The 19,290-nt window shown below is 70.9% G+C and carries 17 protein-coding genes; 5 read left to right on the forward strand and 12 right to left on the reverse strand.

The genetic code is table 11. From position 1 onward, the window contains the following. The first annotated feature begins 108 nt into the window (after positions 1-108). From ABT053_RS27820 to ABT053_RS27830, 3 genes are all read left to right on the forward strand, one after another. The gene (locus ABT053_RS27820) at positions 109-1,779 is read left to right on the forward strand and encodes a condensation domain-containing protein (RefSeq protein WP_350972714.1); all 1,671 of its coding nucleotides are present in this window, start codon (positions 109-111) and stop codon (positions 1,777-1,779) included. 20 nt (positions 1,780-1,799) lie between these two features. Continuing rightward, positions 1,800-2,249: an RrF2 family transcriptional regulator gene (locus ABT053_RS27825; RefSeq protein WP_350972715.1), complete on the forward strand. Its 450-nt coding sequence runs from the start codon at positions 1,800-1,802 to the stop codon at positions 2,247-2,249. 261 nt (positions 2,250-2,510) lie between these two features. After that, on the forward strand, positions 2,511-3,302 hold the full coding sequence (locus ABT053_RS27830; RefSeq protein WP_350972717.1) for a DNA-formamidopyrimidine glycosylase family protein: 792 nt from the start codon (positions 2,511-2,513) through the stop codon (positions 3,300-3,302). Here the strand turns inward: ABT053_RS27830 and ABT053_RS27835 are convergent. The 6 genes from ABT053_RS27835 to ABT053_RS27860 all read right to left on the reverse strand — a co-directional run bounded on the left by ABT053_RS27835 (position 3,299) and on the right by ABT053_RS27860 (position 10,428). Then, positions 3,299-3,646, reverse strand: coding sequence for a helix-turn-helix domain-containing protein (locus ABT053_RS27835; protein ID WP_030904158.1), 348 nt, complete (start codon positions 3,644-3,646; stop codon positions 3,299-3,301). The genes ABT053_RS27830 and ABT053_RS27835 overlap by 4 nt on opposite strands. A gap of 207 nt (positions 3,647-3,853) precedes the next feature. Beyond that, positions 3,854-4,357 (reverse strand): CinA family protein, encoded by a 504-nt coding sequence (locus ABT053_RS27840; RefSeq protein WP_350972719.1) that lies wholly within the window; start codon positions 4,355-4,357, stop codon positions 3,854-3,856. 193 nt (positions 4,358-4,550) lie between these two features. Beyond that, positions 4,551-5,156 carry a CDP-diacylglycerol--glycerol-3-phosphate 3-phosphatidyltransferase gene (gene pgsA / locus ABT053_RS27845; RefSeq protein WP_350972720.1) on the reverse strand — a complete coding sequence of 202 codons (606 nt, stop codon included), beginning with the start codon at positions 5,154-5,156 and terminating at the stop codon, positions 4,551-4,553. Positions 5,157-5,181: 25 nt separating this feature from the next. Then, the gene (rimO, locus tag ABT053_RS27850) at positions 5,182-6,591 is read right to left on the reverse strand and encodes a 30S ribosomal protein S12 methylthiotransferase RimO (RefSeq protein WP_350972721.1); all 1,410 of its coding nucleotides are present in this window, start codon (positions 6,589-6,591) and stop codon (positions 5,182-5,184) included. Positions 6,592-6,771: 180 nt separating this feature from the next. Beyond that, complete coding sequence (locus ABT053_RS27855; RefSeq protein ID WP_350972722.1) at positions 6,772-7,533, reverse strand: helix-turn-helix domain-containing protein; 762 nt, start codon at positions 7,531-7,533, stop codon at positions 6,772-6,774. A 366-nt stretch (positions 7,534-7,899) separates the two neighbouring features. Next, positions 7,900-10,428 (reverse strand): DNA translocase FtsK, encoded by a 2,529-nt coding sequence (locus tag ABT053_RS27860; RefSeq protein WP_350972724.1) that lies wholly within the window; start codon positions 10,426-10,428, stop codon positions 7,900-7,902. Positions 10,429-10,647: 219 nt separating this feature from the next. Between ABT053_RS27860 and ABT053_RS27865 the strand changes: the two genes are divergently transcribed. Continuing rightward, complete coding sequence (locus ABT053_RS27865; protein WP_350972725.1) at positions 10,648-12,162, forward strand: sodium:solute symporter family protein; 1,515 nt, start codon at positions 10,648-10,650, stop codon at positions 12,160-12,162. 397 nt (positions 12,163-12,559) lie between these two features. On the opposite strand, the gene ABT053_RS27870 is transcribed toward ABT053_RS27865, so the two are convergent. The 4 genes from ABT053_RS27870 to kduI all read right to left on the reverse strand — a co-directional run bounded on the left by ABT053_RS27870 (position 12,560) and on the right by kduI (position 15,244). Next, on the reverse strand, positions 12,560-12,745 hold the full coding sequence (locus tag ABT053_RS27870; RefSeq protein WP_350972727.1) for a tautomerase family protein: 186 nt from the start codon (positions 12,743-12,745) through the stop codon (positions 12,560-12,562). A 155-nt stretch (positions 12,746-12,900) separates the two neighbouring features. Continuing rightward, positions 12,901-13,677, reverse strand: coding sequence for an IclR family transcriptional regulator (locus ABT053_RS27875; protein ID WP_350972728.1), 777 nt, complete (start codon positions 13,675-13,677; stop codon positions 12,901-12,903). Between the two features lie 17 nt (positions 13,678-13,694). Then, entirely contained in the window at positions 13,695-14,432 is a 738-nt protein-coding gene (locus tag ABT053_RS27880; RefSeq protein ID WP_350972729.1) for an SDR family oxidoreductase, read from the reverse strand. Next, complete coding sequence (gene kduI / locus ABT053_RS27885) at positions 14,432-15,244, reverse strand: 5-dehydro-4-deoxy-D-glucuronate isomerase (protein WP_350972730.1); 813 nt, start codon at positions 15,242-15,244, stop codon at positions 14,432-14,434. Before kduI ends, ABT053_RS27880 begins: the two co-directional genes overlap by 1 nt. Positions 15,245-15,468: 224 nt before the next feature. Here kduI and ABT053_RS27890 point away from each other — a divergent pair, with 224 nt between their 5' ends. Beyond that, positions 15,469-16,137, forward strand: coding sequence for a hypothetical protein (locus tag ABT053_RS27890; protein ID WP_350972731.1), 669 nt, complete (start codon positions 15,469-15,471; stop codon positions 16,135-16,137). Between the two features lie 141 nt (positions 16,138-16,278). Here the strand turns inward: ABT053_RS27890 and ABT053_RS27895 are convergent, their stop codons facing one another. Beyond that, a complete protein-coding gene (locus tag ABT053_RS27895) occupies positions 16,279-17,964 on the reverse strand; it encodes a ribonuclease J (protein WP_350972733.1) in 1,686 nt (561 codons plus the stop codon). Between the two features lie 164 nt (positions 17,965-18,128). Further along, positions 18,129-19,055: a 4-hydroxy-tetrahydrodipicolinate synthase gene (dapA, locus tag ABT053_RS27900; protein ID WP_350972734.1), complete on the reverse strand. Its 927-nt coding sequence runs from the start codon at positions 19,053-19,055 to the stop codon at positions 18,129-18,131. Positions 19,056-19,290 lie beyond the last annotated feature (235 nt).

Below are 19,290 nucleotides of genomic sequence, written 5' to 3' on the forward strand. Positions count from 1 at the left end.
GAAAATCAAGGGCTTGCGACGCCGGCCCGGCGCGTGGAACACTCCCCAAAACGGTAAAGGTTCTTTTCAGTAAGACCCTTGCCGTCGGGTGGTGAGGCAGGTTTCGACATGGACACCGTCATCACGATCGCGGCCGAGTACGCCGGTCCGCGGACCCGGCAGGGACCCATGACCATGGGCCAGGCCAACATGGCGCGTTGCGTGCTCCGCGACCCGCCGCTGCACATGAACTTCCGCGTCACCAAGCGCCTCCCCGAGGGCACCTCCCTGCCCGCCGTCACCGAGGCGGTCGGGCGCCTGCTCTCCCGGCACGAGGCGCTGCGGGCCACCGTCCACTCGGACCTCCAGTTCGTGGCCGGCTCCGGCTCCCTGCCCGTCGAGACGCACGACGCGGGGACCGGACTCCTCGACGAGGTCGCCGAAGAGGTGGGCCTGCGGATGCAGGGCACCCGGTTCGACCTGCGGGACGAGCTTCCGATCAGGGTCGCCGTGGTCACCGAGGGGGAGACGCCCCGCCTGGTGGTCTTCGTCCTGCCCCACACCTCGGTCGACGCCATCGGGCTCGCCACCGTCATGAGGGAGTGGGAGCGCCTGATCCGGGGGGTCGCCGTCCCGCCGCCGTGCCCGACGCAGCCGCTGGACCTCGCGACCGCGGAGGGCTCCCCGGCCGCCCTGCGCCGGACCGAGGCGGCCCTGCGGCACTGGGAGAACGGCCTCAGGCGGGCACCGCAGTCGATGTTCGCGATCGACGAGGCGGTCAAGACCGACGCCGACGCGATCCGGCCCCGGCTGCGGGTCCGCTCTGCGGTGGCGGCCACGGCGCTGGGCGCCGTCGCGAGCCGCACGGGCGCCAGCCGCTCGGCGGTCGCCCTCGCCGCCCTGGGCGTCCTCGTCGGCCTGCGCAACACCCAGCGGTCCTGCGTGATCGCGTCCCTGGCGAGCAACCGGGTACGGCCCGAGCTGCGCGACTACGTCGGCCCGCTCGCCCAGGACGCGCTGATGACCGCGGACCTCGACGCCCCCACCTTCGACGAGGCGGTACGCCGCTTCCGCACCGCGTCCCTGGCCGGATACCAGCACAGCCGCTTCGACTCCATCGCGCTCTGGGAGGTGATCGAGGCCGTCAACGCCGAGCGGGGGGTGGACTTCGCCCGCGACTGCGTCTTCAACGACATGAGCGGCGTCACCGTCCCCGAACCAGAGCCCGGGCCGTCCGCCGAGATCGAGTGCGACTGGCTCCCGGCGGCCTCGCTCCCCGCGCACCTCGCGCTCTGGGCCAACCGGCTGGAGGACGTGGTGGACCTGACGCTCTGGATCGACCCGCGGGTGATGAGCCGGACGGAGGCCGAGGGCTTCGGGACCGGGATCGTCCGGCTGCTCGTCGCGGCCGGGGACGGGGATGTCCAAGCTTCCGACATTCCGGAAATATCAGGAATTTCCCCTATCGAGCGCGGCCCGGGATGGATCTACACCGACTCCTGCTGGGTGAACCTCGGCGCGGTGGAGCGACTCGTCGGTGAAGCGGTTCAGGGGCGTCCCCACCGGGTGACGCACGACGCGGACGGGCGTCTGACCTGCCACGTCACCTCCGGAACCCCCGAGGAGATCCGCGCCGCCTGCCTCGCCCTGCTGCCGGGCCGCACCTCCGCGATGGCCCCACACCACTACGTCGTGCACGCGGCGGACCCCACCGGCGCGTCGCTCTACGGGCCCGTCGTCACCGAAGGCGACGGACGCCACTTCACCTCCTTGGGCCCCGCGCGCATAAGGAACCAATAGCAGGCGGGATAATCGGTTACATGCGCCTATCCGCTCGTGTCGACTATGCACTCCGCGCCGCCGCCGAACTCGCCGCCGCGGGTGACGGCCCTACCACGGTGGGTGAGCTGGCCAAAGAGCAGGACATGCCTCCCAAGTATCTTGAGAACATCCTGCTCCAGATGCGCCGCGCCGGGCTGGTGCGCGGCCAGCGCGGCCCCGAGGGGGGCTACGTGCTGGCCCGCCCGCCCGCGGAGATCAGTCTCGCCGACGTGATCCGCGCCGTTGACGGCCCGCTCGCCAACGTCCGGGGAGAGCGGCCCGAGCATGTCGACTACCGGGGGCCCGCCGAGTCGCTGCAGCAGGTCTGGATCGCGCTGCGCGCCAGCGAGCGGGCGATCCTGGAGGAGGTCACGCTTGAGAACGTGGCCACCGGCGCCCTCCCCGACCGGGTCCGCAGCCTGTCGGCCGACCCCGCGGCCTGGGACTGACCGTGCCGCCGTGGCCGCCCATCGGGATCCGGCCGTCCCGGCCCACGTCCTGGAGACGGCTCACCTTCCGCAACCGGCTCGCGTCCCGGAACCGGCTCGCGTCCCGGACACGGTTCACGTCCCGGAACGGGGTCGCCACCCGGGACCGGACCACGTCCTGGGCACGGTCTGTCGCGCAGGACCGTCCCGTGTCCCGAGCCCGGCTCACGTCCCGAGCCCGGCTCACCTCTCACGACCGGCTCACGTCCCGGGGTGGGCACCGTGCCCGAGGGTGACGTCATCCACCTCTCCGCGCTGCGGCTCGGCCGGGCGCTCGACGGGCGGGTGCTGACCCGCTCGGACTTCCGCGTACCGCGTCACTCCACGGCCGACCTGACCGGGCGCACGGTGCTGGAGACCGTCTCGCGCGGCAAGCACCTGCTCACCAGGGTCGAGGGCGGGTTGACCGTCCACACCCACCTGCGGATGGAGGGCAGCTGGCAGATCTCACCCGTGGGGCGGAGGCTGCCCGGGGGCGACGTCGTCCGCCTGGTGCTGGCCAACGAGCGATGGCAGGCGGCGGGGGTGCGGCTGGGAATGGTCGACCTGGTCCCGACCACGGAGGAGGGGCGGCTCGTCGGACATCTCGGACCCGATCTGCTCGGGGAGGACTGGGACGAGGCGGAGGCCGTGCGAAGGCTGGCAGGACGGCCTGAGACGAGCATCGGGGTCGCGCTGCTCGATCAGCGCAACCTGGCGGGAATCGGCACCATCTATCGCGCCGAGACGCTTTTCCTCGCCGGAGTGTCCCCGTGGCGGCCCGTGGGGACGATTGAGGACCTGGGCACGATCGTGTCGATCGCGTGGCGGTTGCTGGACGCTAACAAGGAACGCCCGAGCAGGACGACGACAGGCGACCTCCGTCCGGGACGGAGCACCTGGGTCTACGGCAGGGCCGGGCGGCCTTGCCTACGCTGCGGGCGTCGGATCAGTCGTGGGGAGATGGGCGCACAGCCGCAGGAACGGCTGATCGTCTGGTGCCGTCACTGCCAGCCGGAAGAACCGACCGGCTAGGCGGCGACCATATCGTTGACCTCGGGGAAGACGGAATCAGGCACGGTTTCGGGAATCGGCAGACGCTCCCGTTCGGGGACATCGCCCGCCAGCACCGGAGCATGCTGCAGCTCGGCCAGGGCGAACTGATCGGAAACCTCGCGGAGAACCTGTGAAAGCGGCACACCCAAGGCACCGCAGATCGACGCGAGCAGCTCTGAGGACGCCTCCTTCTGACCACGCTCCACCTCGGACAAATAGCCAAGTGAAACCCGAGCCAATGTGGACACCTCACGCAGGGTGCGACTCTGCCGCACCCTCAGCCGCCGCAGCACGTCACCGAGCAGCTGACGCAGCAGGACCATCTGTCGCTCCCTCCCCGGCGCGGATGCCTTCACGACACTCCGCGCTATCGGTTCGTGCCGCCCGTTCTTCGAACGCGACCCTTGGTACATACTCCTCGCCGTCATCATCGCTTGACCTTTACCTCACTCACCGTTCCACCGTACCCGTATGGACCGACAACGCGGCAGACCATGTGGAGCATGTTCGCTGGGGACGTAACGCGGTAATCATCCTGAATGTTCCCTCACGTTCGTCTCCAGCACACCTCGGAGGAGGTCCACGGCCTCGTTCACCGTCGACTCCCGGATCTGGTCGCGCGTCCCGGCGAGTCGCGGATCTCGATGCCATACCCGCCCGCCGGGTCCGCTAACGGCGAGATGCACGGTCCCCACCGATTTACCGTCCTGGGGGTCGGGACCGGCCACCCCGGTGGCCGCCAGCCCGTACGTGGAACCGGTGAGGCGGCGCACCCCGTCGGCCATGGCGGCGGCGACCCCCGGGTGCACCGCCCCCTCGCGGGCGAGCAGCTCCGCGGGGACGTCCAGCAGCCGGTGCTTGAGCTCGGTGGCATAGGAGACGACCCCGCCCAGGAAGGCCGCGGAGGCCCCAGGAGGGCCGGTGAGGGACGCGCAGATGAGCCCGGCGGTCAGCGACTCGGCGACCGCCACCGTCTCGCCCCTGCGGACGAGAAGGGCGAGGACCTCGGTGGCCGCGAACAGACCCCGGCTCACGAGACCCGCCCCACACGACCCGCACCCGCGACGGCCGGCCTCGCATGACCCGTGCCCGCGACGGCCGATCTCGTACGGCTCACACCCGCCACGGCCCGCCTCGCCTGGCCCGCCCCCGTCGCGGGCGGCCTCGCACGGCCGGTGCCCGTCACGGGCGGCCTTCGACCACCGGCCCGTCTCGTACGGCCCGCTCTCATATGGCCCGCGCCCGTTTCGCGACCTGCCGCAGCTTGATCGCCCGGATCACGTAGTCGAGGCCGGTGACGACGGTGACCAGCGCGGCCGCGCCCATCACGACCCAGCGGATCAGGTCGGGCACCCCCGGCCAGATGTAGGAGACGATCGCGGCGATCTGCAGGACGGTCTTGACCTTCCCGCCGTAGCTGGCCGGGATGACGCCGTGCCGGATGACGGCGAACCTCAGCCCGGTGACGCCCAGCTCCCTGCCCAGGATCACGACGGTGATCCACCAGGGCAGCTCCCCCAGCACCGAGAGGCTGATCAGGGCGGCGCCGATGAGGGCCTTGTCGGCGATCGGATCGGCGATCTTCCCGAAGTCGGTGACGAGGCCGTAGCGGCGGGCCAGCTCGCCGTCGAGCAGGTCGGTGAGCGAGGCCACCATGAAGACCACCAGCGCCGCGACCCGCCAGCCGGAACCCGGCAGGAAGAGGCAGGCCGCGAAGAACGGAACCATCGCCAGCCGTATCACCGTCACGACGTTGGCGATGTTCCAGGCGCTCACCTTGGGGCGCGCGGATGCCGGGGTCGAGTCGGTGCCGGTCTCTGGCGTGTTGGTCATACGCTCTCCCGGCCCGGCGGCGCGCTCATGGGGCCGCCTTGATACGGGCGATCAGGTCGACACCCTCGGAGTCGACCACGACGGCCCGGACGATCTGGCCGGGGACCAGCCCGATGCCCTGGACCGTTACAGAACCGTCGACCTCGGGCCCCTGGTGGGCGGCGCGGCCCTCGTAGCCGCCGTCGCCCAGGTCCTCCTCGATCAGGACGTCGACCTCGGTGCCGATCCGCTCCTCGGCCCGCTGGGCCATGAGCTCCTCGGCCAGCTCGGTGAGCGCGGACACGCGGGCGTCGACGACCTCCTGGTCGAGCTTGCCGGGCAGCGAGGCCGCCTCGGTGCCGTCCTCGTCGGAGTAGCCGAAAATGCCGATCACGTCGAGCCTGGCCTCCTCCAGGAAGCCCACCAGCTCGCCGAACTCCTCCTCGGTCTCGCCGGGGAAGCCCACGATGAAGTTGGAGCGCACGCCCGCCTCGGGGGCGTGGGCGCGGATCGACTCCAGGAGGTCCAGGAAGCGCCGGGGGTCGCCGAAGCGCCGCATCCGGCGCAGCACCGGGCCGCTGGCGTGCTGGAAGGACAGGTCGAAGTAGGGGGCCACGCCGTCGGTCGAGGCGATGATCTCCAGCAGCCCCGGCCGGAGCTCGGCGGGCTGCAGGTAGCTGACCCGCACCCGCTCGACGCCCTCGGTCGCGGCGAGGGAGGGCAGCAGCTTCTCCAGCGCCCTCAGGTCGCCCAGGTCCTTGCCGTAGGAGGTGGAGTTCTCGCTGACCAGCACCAGCTCCTTGACGCCCTGCTCGGCCAGCCAGGCGGCCTCGCCGAGGAGCTCCCCGGCGCCGCGCGAGACGTACGCCCCGCGGAAGGCGGGGATGGCGCAGAACGTGCAGCGCCGGTCGCAGCCGGAGGCGAGCTTCAGCGAGGCCACCGGGCCGTCGCCCAGGCGCTTGCGGAGCGGCCTGGGGCCGCTGGCGGGGGCCACGCCCTCGGGCAGCTCGCCGTGGCCGGGAATGGCCGTCTTGGGGGCGGCGGCGCGCTCCACCGGCGAGATGGGCAGCAGGGTCCTGCGGTCGCGCGGGCTGTGCGGGACGAGCGACCTGCCCGCCAGCACGTCGTCGAGGCGCGTGCCGATGTCGGTGTAGTCGTCGAAGGAGATGACGGCGGCGGCCTCGGGCAGCGCGTCGGCGAGCTGGTCGCCGTACCGCTCCGCCATGCAGCCCGCGGCGACCACCTTGGCCCCGGAGTCGGCCGCGGCGAGCAGCGTGTCGATGGAGTCCTTTTTCGCCGAGTCGATGAAGCCGCACGTGTTGACGACGACGACGTCGGGATCGTCGTCGCCCAGCTGCCAACCGGCAGCCTCAAGACGAGCGGCGAGTTCCTCGGAGTCGACCTCGTTGCGTGCGCAACCAAGCGTGATCAGCGATGCGGTTCGGCGGGATGACATGGTGAACACTACGGTATCGGGAGTTGGCCACTACCCGATGCACCTCCCCCCATTCAGGCACCGCCGCACCCCCTGCCCCGCCCCGGATGTCCCGCCGCCGGGACGGCGCGGACGCCCCGGCCGGACCCCGGTGACGCGGACGCCCGGGAGCCGTCCGAGACGGGCTCCGTACGGTGTGACCTAGCGTTTCTTGGTGGCGGGGGCCTCGTAGGAGCGGTTCACGACCTGCCCCCGGCGGCCGGGGGCGCCCAGGTTCTTGCCGTTCACCTTCAGCGAGACGGCTCCCCCGTCGCCGAAGGTGACCCGCATCCCGGTCTTCGCCTTCCAGGTCGAGGTCTTGCCCGCCGCGAGCGTCCCGGAGAAGAGCCTCCGGCCGGTCGAGTCCTGTACGTCGAGCCAGGAGGTGCGCTTCGCCCTGACCTGGAGGACGACCATGTCGCGCCGCCGCCGCTCCTCGGCCAGCGACGCGGCCCGGCGCGGCGAGTCGGGGCCGGAACCGGCCGTGGGCGGCGGCGGCACGGCGGGCACCGGCATCGGGCGGAGGTCCGCCACCGGGGTGTCGCCCCCGCCCATGGTCCGCACCACGCCGAAGATGACCACGATGCCCAGGGCCACCGCCATCGCCGTCGTCCAGTTGGGCGAGCGGCGCTCACGGATCTTCAGCGGCATGTCGGCCTGGAAGACGCTGGAGGCGCGCACCGGCAGCGGCACGCCCCCGTGCTGCTCGTCGTAGCGGTGCACCAGCGCCTCGGGATCGAGGTCAACGATCTTGGCGATGTTTCTTATGTGGCCCCGCGCGTAGAAATCTCCCCCGCACTGGGAGAAGTCATTCCTCTCGATTGCCTGGATGAGCACCTCGCGAATGCGTGTCCGCGCGCTCAACTGCCCGACGGTCATCCCCATTGACCGCCGGGCATCCGCCAGATCGCTTCCAATGCCCATGGCGCACGCCTCTCAGCCCCCGACGTTGCGTAGCGACACCTATTCAATCAGTAACCGCACGGAGGATGCGCGGCGGGGGTCACATTCCCGTACGGCGCCGTCATTCCCGGGCGGGCCGGTCGAGAGACGGTATTCACCGCCATGTACCGGCACTCCCCGGCGCGGACCGGCCGGAGCGCCGGCGACTCCCCGCGCGGACCGGCTCTAAGGACCGGCGACTCCCCCGCGCGCGCCGGCCGGACCCTCCCGTACGACGCCGTCGGCCCCCGCGCAGGCCGCCCGGGGACCTCGCACGGCACCGCGCGGGGCGGCCGGCCCTCGTGACGGGCTCCGCGTGGACCGGCCGGAAACCTCCCGCGCGTGCCGTCAGCCCCCGCGCAGGTCGATCAGCAGGCCGGGGAGCTCGTCCGGCTTGACCATGACCTCCCGCGCCTTCGACCCCTCGCTGGGCCCGACGACGTTCCTGCTCTCCAGCAGGTCCATCAGGCGGCCCGCCTTGGCGAAGCCGACCCTGAGCTTGCGCTGGAGCATCGAGGTCGAGCCGAACTGGGTGGTCACGATGAGCTCGGCCGCCTGGACCAGCAGGTCGAGGTCGTCGCCGATGTCCTCGTCGATCTCCTTCTTGACTGCCGTCGCGGCGGCCACGTCGTCGCGGTACTCGACCGCCATCTGGGCCTTGCAGTGCCCGACGATCTCGCCGATCTCCTTCTCGGAGACGAAGGCGTTCTGCAGCCGCATGGGCTTGCTGGCGCCCATCGGCAGGAAGAGCGAGTCGCCCTGCCCGACGAGCTTCTCGGCGCCCGGCTGGTCGAGGATGACCCGGGAGTCGGCGAGCGAGGAGGTGGCGAAGGCGAGCCGGGAGGGCACGTTGGCCTTGATCAGGCCGGTGACCACGTCCACGCTGGGACGCTGGGTGGCGATGACCAGGTGGATCCCGGCGGCGCGGGCGAGCTGGGTGATGCGGACGATGGAGTCCTCGACGTCGCGGGGGGCGACCATCATCAGGTCGGCGAGCTCGTCGACGATCACCAGCAGGTACGGATAGGGCTGGTAGACCCGCTCGCTGCCCGGCGGCGGCACCAGCTTGCCGGTGCGGACCGCCTTGTTGAAGTCGTCGACGTGCCGGAAGCCGCTGGCGGCGAGGTCGTCGTAGCGGCGGTCCATCTCCCCGACGACCCACTCCAGGGCCTCGGCGGCCTTCTTGGGGTTGGTGATGATCGGCGTGATGAGGTGCGGGATGCCCTCGTAGACGCTGAGCTCGACCCGCTTGGGGTCGACCAGGACCATGCGGACCTCGTCGGGGGTGGCCCGCATCAGGATCGAGGTGATCAGCCCGTTGACGCAGACCGACTTTCCCGCGCCGGTGGCGCCCGCGATGAGCAGGTGCGGCATCTTGGCCAGGTTGGCCACTATCGTGCGGCCCTCGACGTCCTTGCCGAGCCCGACGATCATCGGGTGGTGGTCGGCCTGGGCCACCGGGGAGCGCAGGATGTCGCCCAGCGAGACGAGGTCCTTGTCGGTGTTGGGGATCTCGACCCCGATCGCCGACTTGCCGGGGATCGGGGACAAAATCCGGACATCGGCTGACTTGACGGCGTACGCGATGTTCTTGGTGAGCGCGGTGACCTTCTCGACCTTGACCGCCGGGCCGAGCTCGATCTCGTAGCGCGTCACCGTCGGCCCCCGGGTGAAGCCGATCACCTGGGCGTCGATCATGAACTGTTCCATCACGCTGGTCAGCGCGTTGACGACGACGGTGTTCGCCTTCGTCTGCGGCTTGGGCGCGGTGCCGGGGCGCAGGAGCTGCGGCTCGGGCAGGGTGTACGGGCCCGCCTGGGGCGACAGGACGAGCTGCTCGACCTTGCGCGGGGCCGGGGTCGGCTCGGGAGGCGCGAACGACTCGGCTCTGGCCACGGCCTCGGCGGGCTCGTCGTCCACCAGGCCGGGCACGATCTCCGGCGAGTGCCCGGAGGGTCCGCCGGGGGTCTCCGCGACCAGGGGGGTGTCGTAGGGCTTGACGTGGTCGCCCAGCTCGGTGCCCTCGGGCTCCGCCTTCTTGCGGGTGGCGGGCTTTTTCCTGGACACGCGCGGCGTGGGGGGCAGGTCGCGGTTGAAGAGCATGTGCCGGATCTCGGCCAGCCGCTCCGGGACCCGGTGCACCGGCGTCGCGGTGATCACCAGGATGCCGAAGCCCGACAGGATCAGCAGCAGCGGGATGGTGATGAAGGACGGCAGGATGCTCGCCGGGGGCGCCGAGACGATGAATCCGATCATGCCTCCGGCGGCCGACACCTTGTCCATGCCGTCGGAGCTGCCCCCCGAGGGGTACGGCGTGCCGTGGACGACGTGCACGACGCCGAGCACGCCGATGGTCAGGGCGGACCAGCCGATGATCATCCGGCCGGTGTCGGCGTTCTGGTCGGGGTGACGCAGCAGCCGCCAGGCCAGCAGCATCAGAAGGATCGGGATCACCCAGGTCAGCGAGCCGAAGACGCCGCGCATGACGCTGTCGACCACGGTGGAGACCGTGCCGGTGTTCTTCCGCCAGGTCATCGCGGCCAGCACGACCGCCCCGGCGAACACCGCCAGGCCGAGCCCGTCGCGGCGGTGCACGGGGTCGAGCTCGCGCGCGTTCTGCCCCAGGGCTCGCGCGGCGCCGCCGATGCCCCCGGCGAGGAGCATCCAGATGCCCATGAACAGCTTGCCGATCATGATGAGCACCCAGCTGATCGGGTCGTGCTGGGGTGAGGGCTTGCGGGCCTGGCTCGTGCTCCTCCCCCGGCCGGCGGGCGCCCGCCTGGCGGGGGCCGTACGGGCCTGGGAGGCGCCCGAACGGCCGGAGGGCCCCTTGCCGGGGGGCTTTCCTGAGGAGCCTTTAGACGTACGGGTGGCCATGTTAGGGAGGTTAACGAGACGGGTGGTGGATTGCGCGCCGACTCGCCGCAGCGTCCGGCCCTCGCCGACGTTTCACAAGATCGGTCGATACTTCGTGAACAGTGATGTGGGGCACCAAAGGCCCCATTGGTTTGCTGGAAAGCGTCTTCCATTCCATGTATTGACATTGCGTTTCATGTAGTAGAACCTCCTCACCAACAGGGCGTTGGGAGGAGACACATGTCCGCACTCGACTGGTCCGTTCTGGGCGCGTACTTCCTTGTCATGATCGGTATCGGCGTGTGGTCGAAGCGCCGCATCAAGACCGTGATCGACTTCTTCACCGCCGGGGGCCGTATCCCCTGGTGGCTGTCCGGCATCTCGCACCACATGTCGGGATACAGCGCGGTCATGTTCGTGGCGTTCGCGGCCGTGGCCTACAACTACGGGCTCGCGATGTACGTCTGGTGGGCGCTGACGATCGGCATCGGGATCGGCATCGGCGCCTTCGTCTGGGCGGCCCGCTGGAACCGGCTCCGTTCCAAGCACGGGGTGATCTCCCCGCTGGAGTACCTCGCCCGGCGCTACAACCTGCCGACCCAGCAGGTGCTGGCCTACAGCGGCGCGCTGCTGAAGGTCGTGGACATCGCGGCGAAGTGGGTGGCGATCGCCATCCTGCTCCAGGGCTTCGCGGGCATCCCGATCCAGTGGGGCATCCTGGTCACCGGGGCCGTCACGCTGGTCTACATCACCGCCGGAGGGCTGTGGGCGGACGTGCTCACCGACTTCGGGCAGTTCGTCATCCAGGGCGTCGCGGGCATCGCCATGTTCGTCGCGATCATGGCCCAGCTGGACGGCGTCGCCACCCTGTGGACCATGTGGGACAAGCTGCCCCCGGGCCACGGCGAGCCGTTCGCCGGGCCGTACACCACGACGTTCTTCCTCGCCCTGCTGTTCATCAAGACCTTCGAGTACAACGGCGGCATGTGGAACCTGGCCCAGCGCTACATGGCCTCCCCCTCGGGCTCGGCCGCGAAGCGCTCGGCGCTGCTGTCCAGCGCGCTGTGGCTGGTCTGGCCGCTGATCCTGTTCATCCCGATGTTCGCCGCGCCGCTCATCGTGCCGGGCCTGGCCAACGCCGAGGAGGCGTACGTGCGGCTGGCGCAGACCCTGCTGCCGCAGGGCGTGATCGGGCTGGTGCTCGCGGGCTTCTTCTCCCACACCATGGCGATGGTCGCCTCCGACGCCAACGTGATCTCATCGGTCATCACCAGGGACATCGCACCCGTGATCGTCCGCAAGGTGCGCGAGCTGTCGGCGCGGGCCGAGCTGACCTTCGCCCGGGTGACCACGTTCACCTTCGTCCTGATCAGCATGGCGATCGCGATCTCGACCGAGGGCCAGGGCGTCGTGCTGAAGATCGTCGTCGACCTGGTCGCGGCGACGATGGGGCCGATCTCCATCCCGCTGATGCTGGGCATGCTGCCGTGGTTCAAGCGCAGCGGCCCGACCGCGGCCATCGTCTCCTGGGCCGCCGGGCTGGGCGTCTGGGCCTACGTCAAGTGGATCATCGAGTCCAAGGACACGGCGATGGTCGTCGGCGTGCCGCTGGTGACCTCGCTGGTCCTGTACGTGGTGATCGGGTTCCTCAGGCCGGAGAACCGCGAGGACCGCGACGCGCTCGTCGACTCCCTGTCCACCGAACCCGGGTCCACCGACCCGGAGCAGCAACAGCGTGCCGGAGCGGTCGGCTGACCGCTCCCCCTCCCCGGCACGGCCCGGGCCCCCACAGCGCGGTGGGGGCCCTCACGGCGTGCGACGCCATCCAGTGGTTCGACGCCTCGCGGACGCGGGGGGCGGGGTCTCAGGGGCTTCAGGGCGCGGCCGGTGGCCGCGCGGTCGTCCCCGGGCGTGGCGGGCTCCAGGACCCGCCCGCCCGGGAACATGCTTCTTCCACCGAGAGGGGAAGGGAAACACGCGAACCGGGAATTCGTCCGGTCCGGGAGCAGGGCTCCCGCCGGGCCACGCGCCGGACCCCGGCCACTCGCCGGACTCCGGTCACGTGCCGGACTCCGAGCACTCACCGGACTCCGGTCACGTGACCGGAGTCCAACCGCATGCCGGACTCCGGCCGCACGCCGGACCCCGAGGGTTACTTGTCGGACTCCAGGACACCGCCGTTGGCCACGTCCGACTTCTCGATCTCGGTGAAGACGATGCGTACCGCCTCGCGGCGCGCCTTCAGGATGTCCACGGCCGCCTCGGTCAGCGCCGCCACGAACTCGCGGCGCTGGTCGATGGTCCTGCCGGACAGGAGTTCCACGGTGATGTTCGGCATGCTGATCCTCCAGGCTCAGGTTGTTGCATAACATGAGACCACATCCCATTACATGGAACAACTGGAGACCGTAACCGACCCGAGGAAGCGGGAGACGACCGGCCCGGCCGTCGAGCCCGGCGACTCGGGGCAGCCGTACGGCGGCGCCGTCGCGCTCAGCCGTTGAGCGCCGGGGCGGCGGGAGCGCCCGGTGCGCCGAGGGCGGCGGAGACCTCGCGGGCCGCGGCGACGACGTCGGGCGCGAACCGCTCCAGGTCGTCGCGTCCCATGTCCATCGCGAGGGCGGAGATGGAGATGCCGCCGAGCACCTGGCCGGTGTGGTCGAAGACCGGGGCGCCCACGCAGAGGATGCCGGGCAGGTTCTCCTCGTTGTCGAGCGAGTAGCCGCGGGACCGTACCAACGCCAGGTCGGCCAGCAGGTCCTCCGGCGTCGCCAGCGTGGTGGGGGTCGGGGCGGGCATGCCCGTACGGGCGCAGATGGCGCGGACCTCGTCGGCGCCGAGCTGGGCGAGGACCGCCTTGCCGATCGCGGTGCAGTGCAGGCGCAGGCTCATCCCGACGCGGGACGGCATCTGGTACGGCCTCCGGCCCTCCAGCTTGTCGACGTAGACGGCCTCGTCGCCGCTGCGGATCGCGAAGTGCGTGGTGTAGCCGATGCGCTCGTGCAGGGCGTTGAGCGCGCCGGAGGCCTGGCGGGCCGGGTCGAAGCGGTTCATGACCCGGCCGGCCAGCGTGAGGATCCGGGGGCCCGGCTCGTAGCCGCCGCGGCCGTCGGCCCGCGCGAACCCCCACTCGACGAGCGACTGGAGGATGCGATGGACGGTCGACTTGGACACGCCCGTCGCGGCGGCGATGTCGGTCACGCGGTGGTGCTCGGCGATCGCCTCCAGCACCGCCAGCGCCTTGTCGATGGAACTGCCTTCCCTGACCACGATCGTGAGCCTACTGGTCAGCGCGCCAACCAGCCTCCGTCGACGGCCAGCAGGTGCCCGTTGACGTAGTCGGAGGCGCCGGACGCCAGGAAGACGGCGGCGCCCACGAGGTCCTCCGGGGTGCCCCAGCGCCCCGCGGGGATGCGGCCCCTGATCTCGGCCTCCCGGGCGGGGTCGTCCCAGAGCCGCTCGGTGTTGCCGGTCCTGATGTAGCCGGGGGCGATCGCGTTGACCTGCACCCCCGAGCCCGCCCACTCGCAGGCCAGCGCCCGCGTGAGCCCGGCGACGCCGTGCTTGGCGGCGGTGTAGCCGACGACGTTGACGCCGCCCTGGAAGGACAGCATGGAGGCGATCATGATGATCTTCCCGGAGCCCCGGGCGAGCATCCGTGCCCCGAGGACCTGGCTGAGCAGGAAGACCGCGTCCAGGTTGACGTCGAGCACCTCGCGGAAGGACTCGTGGGAGTGCTCGGCGGCCGGGGCCCTGCGGATGATCCCGGCGTTGTTGACCAGCACGTCTACCGGGCCGAGCCGCCCGGCCGCCTCGGGGACGGCCCGGGGGTCCGACAGGTCGAGCACCCACCGGGAGGCCTGCCTGCCGGTCTTGCGGACCTCCGCCTCGACCTCGTCCAGGTCGTCGTCGCGGCCGTGCAGCACGATGTCGGCCCCCGCCGCCGCCAGGCCCACGGCGAGGGCCCGGCCGATCCCGGTCCGCGCGCCGGTGACGAGCGCGGTCCTGCCCTCCAGTGAGAACATCAGCGCAGCTCGCCGATCTCGACCTGCTCCATGTCCTCGAAGGCCTGGTTCTCCCCGCCCATCGCCCAGACGAAGGAGTAGCTCCTCGTCCCGAAGCCGCAGTGCACCGACCAGGACGGGGAGACGACCGCCTGCCGGTCGGCGACGACGAGGTTGCGCGTCTCGTCGGGCCGTCCCATCAGGTGGATCACCCGCTCGCCGGGCGGCAGGTCGAAGTAGAGATAGACCTCGGTCCTGCGTTCGTGGGTGTGGCAGGGCATGGTGTTCCACATGCTGCCGGGCTCCAGCACGGTCACGCCGAGCACGAGCTGGCAGCTCTGGATGCCCTTCGCGTGGACGTACTTGTAGATCGTCCGGTCGTTGGAACCGTCCTGGCCGCCCAGCCGTACCGGCTCGGCGTCCTCCAGGGTCGCGGCGACCGTCGGGAGCGTGGCGTGCGCGGGGGTGGAGACCAGATAGAAGGCACCGCCCTCGAAGACCACCTCGCGGGCGCCCCGGCCGACGTAGAGGCATTCCTTGGCGCCCAGGGGGTACGCGGTGCCGTCGACGGTCACCGTGCCGGGCTCGCCGATGTTGACCACGCCGAGCTCGCGGCGCTCCAGGAAGTACTCCGACCTGAGCGGGTCGGGACAGTGCAGTCTCAGTGGCCCGTCGCCCGGCAGGGCCCCGCCGACCACGATGCGATCCTCGTGGGAGTAGAGCAGCCGCACCTCCCCGGGCACGAAGAGCTGCTCCACCAGGAACCGGCGGCGCAGCCAGTCGGTGGTCGCCCCGGTGATCTGGTCGGGTGCCGTGGCGTGCCGTACCTCCATCGCCCCTCCATTGTTCTATTACATGAAATTAGAAGCTGCTACATAGAACACTGTGAGCATACAACGGCCCCCTTCCCCGCGCACTCACCGCGATTCCCGCCGCGTACGGGCGTCCGGAAAACGATCCCCGGATCGCGAACCTTTCCCGCCGGAACCGGGTCCCACATAGGGGACCGCCACCGAACAGACCACCGAACAGATCACCGAGCGGATGGGAAAGACCGATGACGACTGGCACGGCACGGACGACGATCCGGCTGGCAGCGGCGGGCACGCTCCTCGCGACCGTTGCCCTCACGGGAGGCACCGCCCTCGCGGAGACAGGGGAAACCGCCGCGGGGATCCCGAGGAACTTCCTGCTGCACGAGCCGCAGGCCCGCAAGCCGGTCAAGTATCCGGGCGAGGAGACGTGGACCATCAGCGACCGGCTGGGGGCGAACCTGGGGATCAACCCGTGCGGCCTGCGCCGTCCCGCCGACCGCGGCCGGGTGGCCATGCGGACCGTCGACTACCGGGCCCCCGAGCACCACTCCGGCGAGCAGCTGGTGGTCTACCGCTCCACGGCCGCCGCGCGCGGGGCGATGGCCGGGCTCCTCGGGCAGGTCGAGAGGTGCGCCCGCGTCAAGTACGAGAACACGGTCACCAGGACCTGGGCCGACCCCGTCCGCGCCGGGGACCACGCCGTGCGGATCACCCTCCAGGGCTACGACGCCAAGGGCGTGCGCCCGGTCGTCGGCGGGCAGCGGGCCGTCGTCGTGCGCGAGGGCCGGGCAGTGGCGATCTACGTGCTGGCGGGCGAGTACGGCAGGGTGCGCGCCTCCGACTTCACCCGGCAGCTGAAGGACGCCAGGAAGATGGCCGCCAAGATCTGCTCCCTGCGCGGCGTCTGCTGACGGGCTGCCCGCCATGGGGAAGATCCGGTGCTCCGTCAGACGGGAAGTCCCCCGTCCGCCACGGAGAAGGGCCCAGTGAGCCGGCGCCCGTACGACGGGGGCCCGTACGGCGGCCGGTGAGGCCGCCGTACGGCGCGGGGGTCAGACCTCGACCACCACGGGGATGATCATCGGGCGGCGGCGGTAGGTGTCGCTCACCCAGCGCCCCACGGTCCTGCGGACCACGCGGCGGACCTGCTGGATGTCCACCACCCCGTCGGCCGCGTTCTCCTGCAGGGCCCTCTCGACCTGCGGCAGGATGTCGTCGAACATGGCCGGGTCGATGCCGGATCCCCTGGCGTGGATCTCCGGGCCCCCGGCGAGCTTGCCGGTGGCGGTGTCGACCACGATGACGATGGAGATGAAGCCCTCCTCGCCCAGGATGCGGCGGTCCTTCAGCGCGAAGTCGGTGACGTCGCCCACCGAGGTGCCGTCCACGTAGACGTAACCGGCCGGAACCGCGCCCACGATCTTGGCCCGGCCGTCGACCAGGTCCACCACGACGCCGTCCTCGGCGATCACGATGTGGTCGTCGGGCACCCCGGTCAGCGCGGCGAGCTTGGCGTGCGCCCGCAGGTGACGCCACTCGCCGTGCACCGGCATGAAGTTGGACGGCCGCGTCAGGTTGAGCACGTACAGCAGCTCACCGGCGGCGGCGTGCCCGGAGACGTGCACCTTCGCGTTGCCCTTGTGCACCACGCGGGCGCCCCAGCGCGACAGGCCGTTGATCACGTTGTTGACCGCGGTCTCGTTGCCCGGCACCAGCGAGGAGGCCAGCAGGACCGTGTCGCCCTCGGCGATGCGGATCGGGTGGTCGCGGTTGGCCATGCGCGACAGCGCCGCCATCGGCTCGCCCTGGGACCCGGTGCAGATCAGCACCACGTCCTCCGGCGGCCAGCCCTCGATCTCCTTGGAGTCGACGATCAGGCCCGGCGAGACTCTCAGGTAACCCAGGTCGCGGGCGACGCCCATGTTGCGCACCATCGAGCGGCCGACCAGCGCGACCTTGCGGCCGTGCTTCTCCGCCGAGTCGATGACCTGCTGGACGCGGTGGATGTGGGAGGCGAAGCTCGCCACGATCACCCGCTTGCCCGCGGTGCGGATGACCTCGTCGATGACCGGCGCGATCTCCCGCTCGCTGGTGACGAAGCCCGGCACCTCGGCGTTGGTCGAGTCGGACATCAGCAGGTCGACGCCCTCGCCGCCGAGCCTGGCGAACCCGCCCAGGTCGGTCAGCCGCCCGTCGCTGGGCAGCTGGTCCATCCGGAAGTCCCCGGTGTGCAGGACGATGCCCGCGGGCGTCCTGATCGCGACGGCCAGCGCGTCGGGGATGGAGTGGTTGACGGCGAGGAACTCGCACTCGAACGGCCCGAACCGGTGCCGCTCCCCCTCCACGACCTCGCGCTTGTTCGGCTGGATGCGATGCTCGGTGAGCTTGGCCTCGATCAGCGCCAGCGTCAGCCTGGATCCCACGATCGGGATGTCGCGGCGCTCGCGCAGCAGGTAGGGCACGGCACCGATGTGGTCCTCGTGCGCGTGGGTCAGGACCACGGCCTCGATGTCGTCCAGGCGGTCCCGGATGTACTCGAAGTCGGGCAGGATCAGGTCGATGCCGGGCTGGTCGGGCTCGGGGAAGAGGACCCCGCAGTCGACGATCAGCAGACGGCCTTCGTACTCGAACACGGCCATGTTGCGGCCGATCTCGCCGAGACCGCCCAGCGCGACGATGCGCAGGGCACCCTCGGGCAGCGCGGGCGGCAGCCCGAGTTCGGGGTGGGGGTGACTCATCCGGTCACACCTCTCTCAGAGGTCTCACATGCGACGGGGGTCCTCGTGGGCAGCAGGACTACTCCCTCGCCGAGCACTCCGTCCCCCAGCGGACCGACGTGTCTTCTTTCTCGCAAACTCTCGTTCCTCCCGGATGCGGCCGGTGAAGGCCGCGGCGTTTTATCTCATGTCACAACTTCGTCGGACAGCTTCACACCGCCCGCGATCAAGTCTTCGCGCAGCCTCGTGAGCTGCTCCCGGGTCGCCTCCACCAGGGGCGACCTCAGCGGCCCCGCGGGCTGCCCGACCAGGGACAGCGCCGCCTTCGCCATGATCGCGCCACCGGCCTGCGTCATGATCGCGGAGACCACGGGAAGCAGCCTGCGGTGGATGGCGAGCGCGCCCTCGACGTCCCCGGAGCGGTAGGCCCCGATCATCGCGGCGAGCTCCGCGCCCACGACGTGGCCGATCACGCTGACGCACCCCACGGCCCCCACCGATAGCCACGGCAGGTTGAGCGTGTCGTCACCCGAGTAGTAGGCCAGGCCGGTGGACGCGATGATCTGCGACCCCTCGAACAGGTCGGCCTTGGCGTCCTTCACCGCGACGATCCGCTCGTGCCCGGCGAGCCGCGCCAGCGTCTCGCCCTGGATCGGCACGCCGCTCCGGCCGGGGATGTCGTAGAGCATCACCGGCAGGGCCGTCGCGTCCGCCACCGTGGCGAAGTGGCGGTAGATCCCCTCCTGGGGGGGCTTGCTGTAGTACGGCGTCACCAGCAGGAGACCGTGGGCCCCGGCGCGCTCGGCGGCCTTGGCCAGCCCCACGCTGTGGTGGGTGTCGTAGGTCCCGGCTCCGGCGACGACCGTGGCGCGGTCGCCGACCGCCTCGACGACGGCGCGCAGCAGGCGCTCCTTCTCGTCGTCGGTGGTCGTCGGGGACTCCCCCGTCGTACCGCTCACGACGATGCCGTCGTTACGCTGCTCGTCCACCAGGTAGGTGGCGAGGCGCCCCGCTGTCTCGTAGTCGACCGCTCCGTCACTCGTGAACGGTGTGACCATCGCGGTCAGCATGCGGCCGAAGGGGGCGTCGGAGGTTCCAGTTGGCGCTGCCATAGACCGAACGCTACCTGGATCCGCTGAAACGGTGGACCCCGCCACCCCGCCTAACCTCCGTCCACCGATGGGCCCAAGAGCGAACATCCCCCCGAGGTGCCCGCTGCACACCGTACACGCGGATATACACCGCCGTGGCGACGGACCCCGGCCGACGCTCCGGGCGGACCGTTCCCGCGGTCGCGCGAGAGGCGGAACGCCGACCGGGCCGGACGTCACGGACGGCGGCACGGGC

It is taken from the genome of Streptosporangium sp. NPDC002524 (assembly GCF_040295985.1).
Classification (GTDB): domain Bacteria; phylum Actinomycetota; class Actinomycetes; order Streptosporangiales; family Streptosporangiaceae; genus Streptosporangium.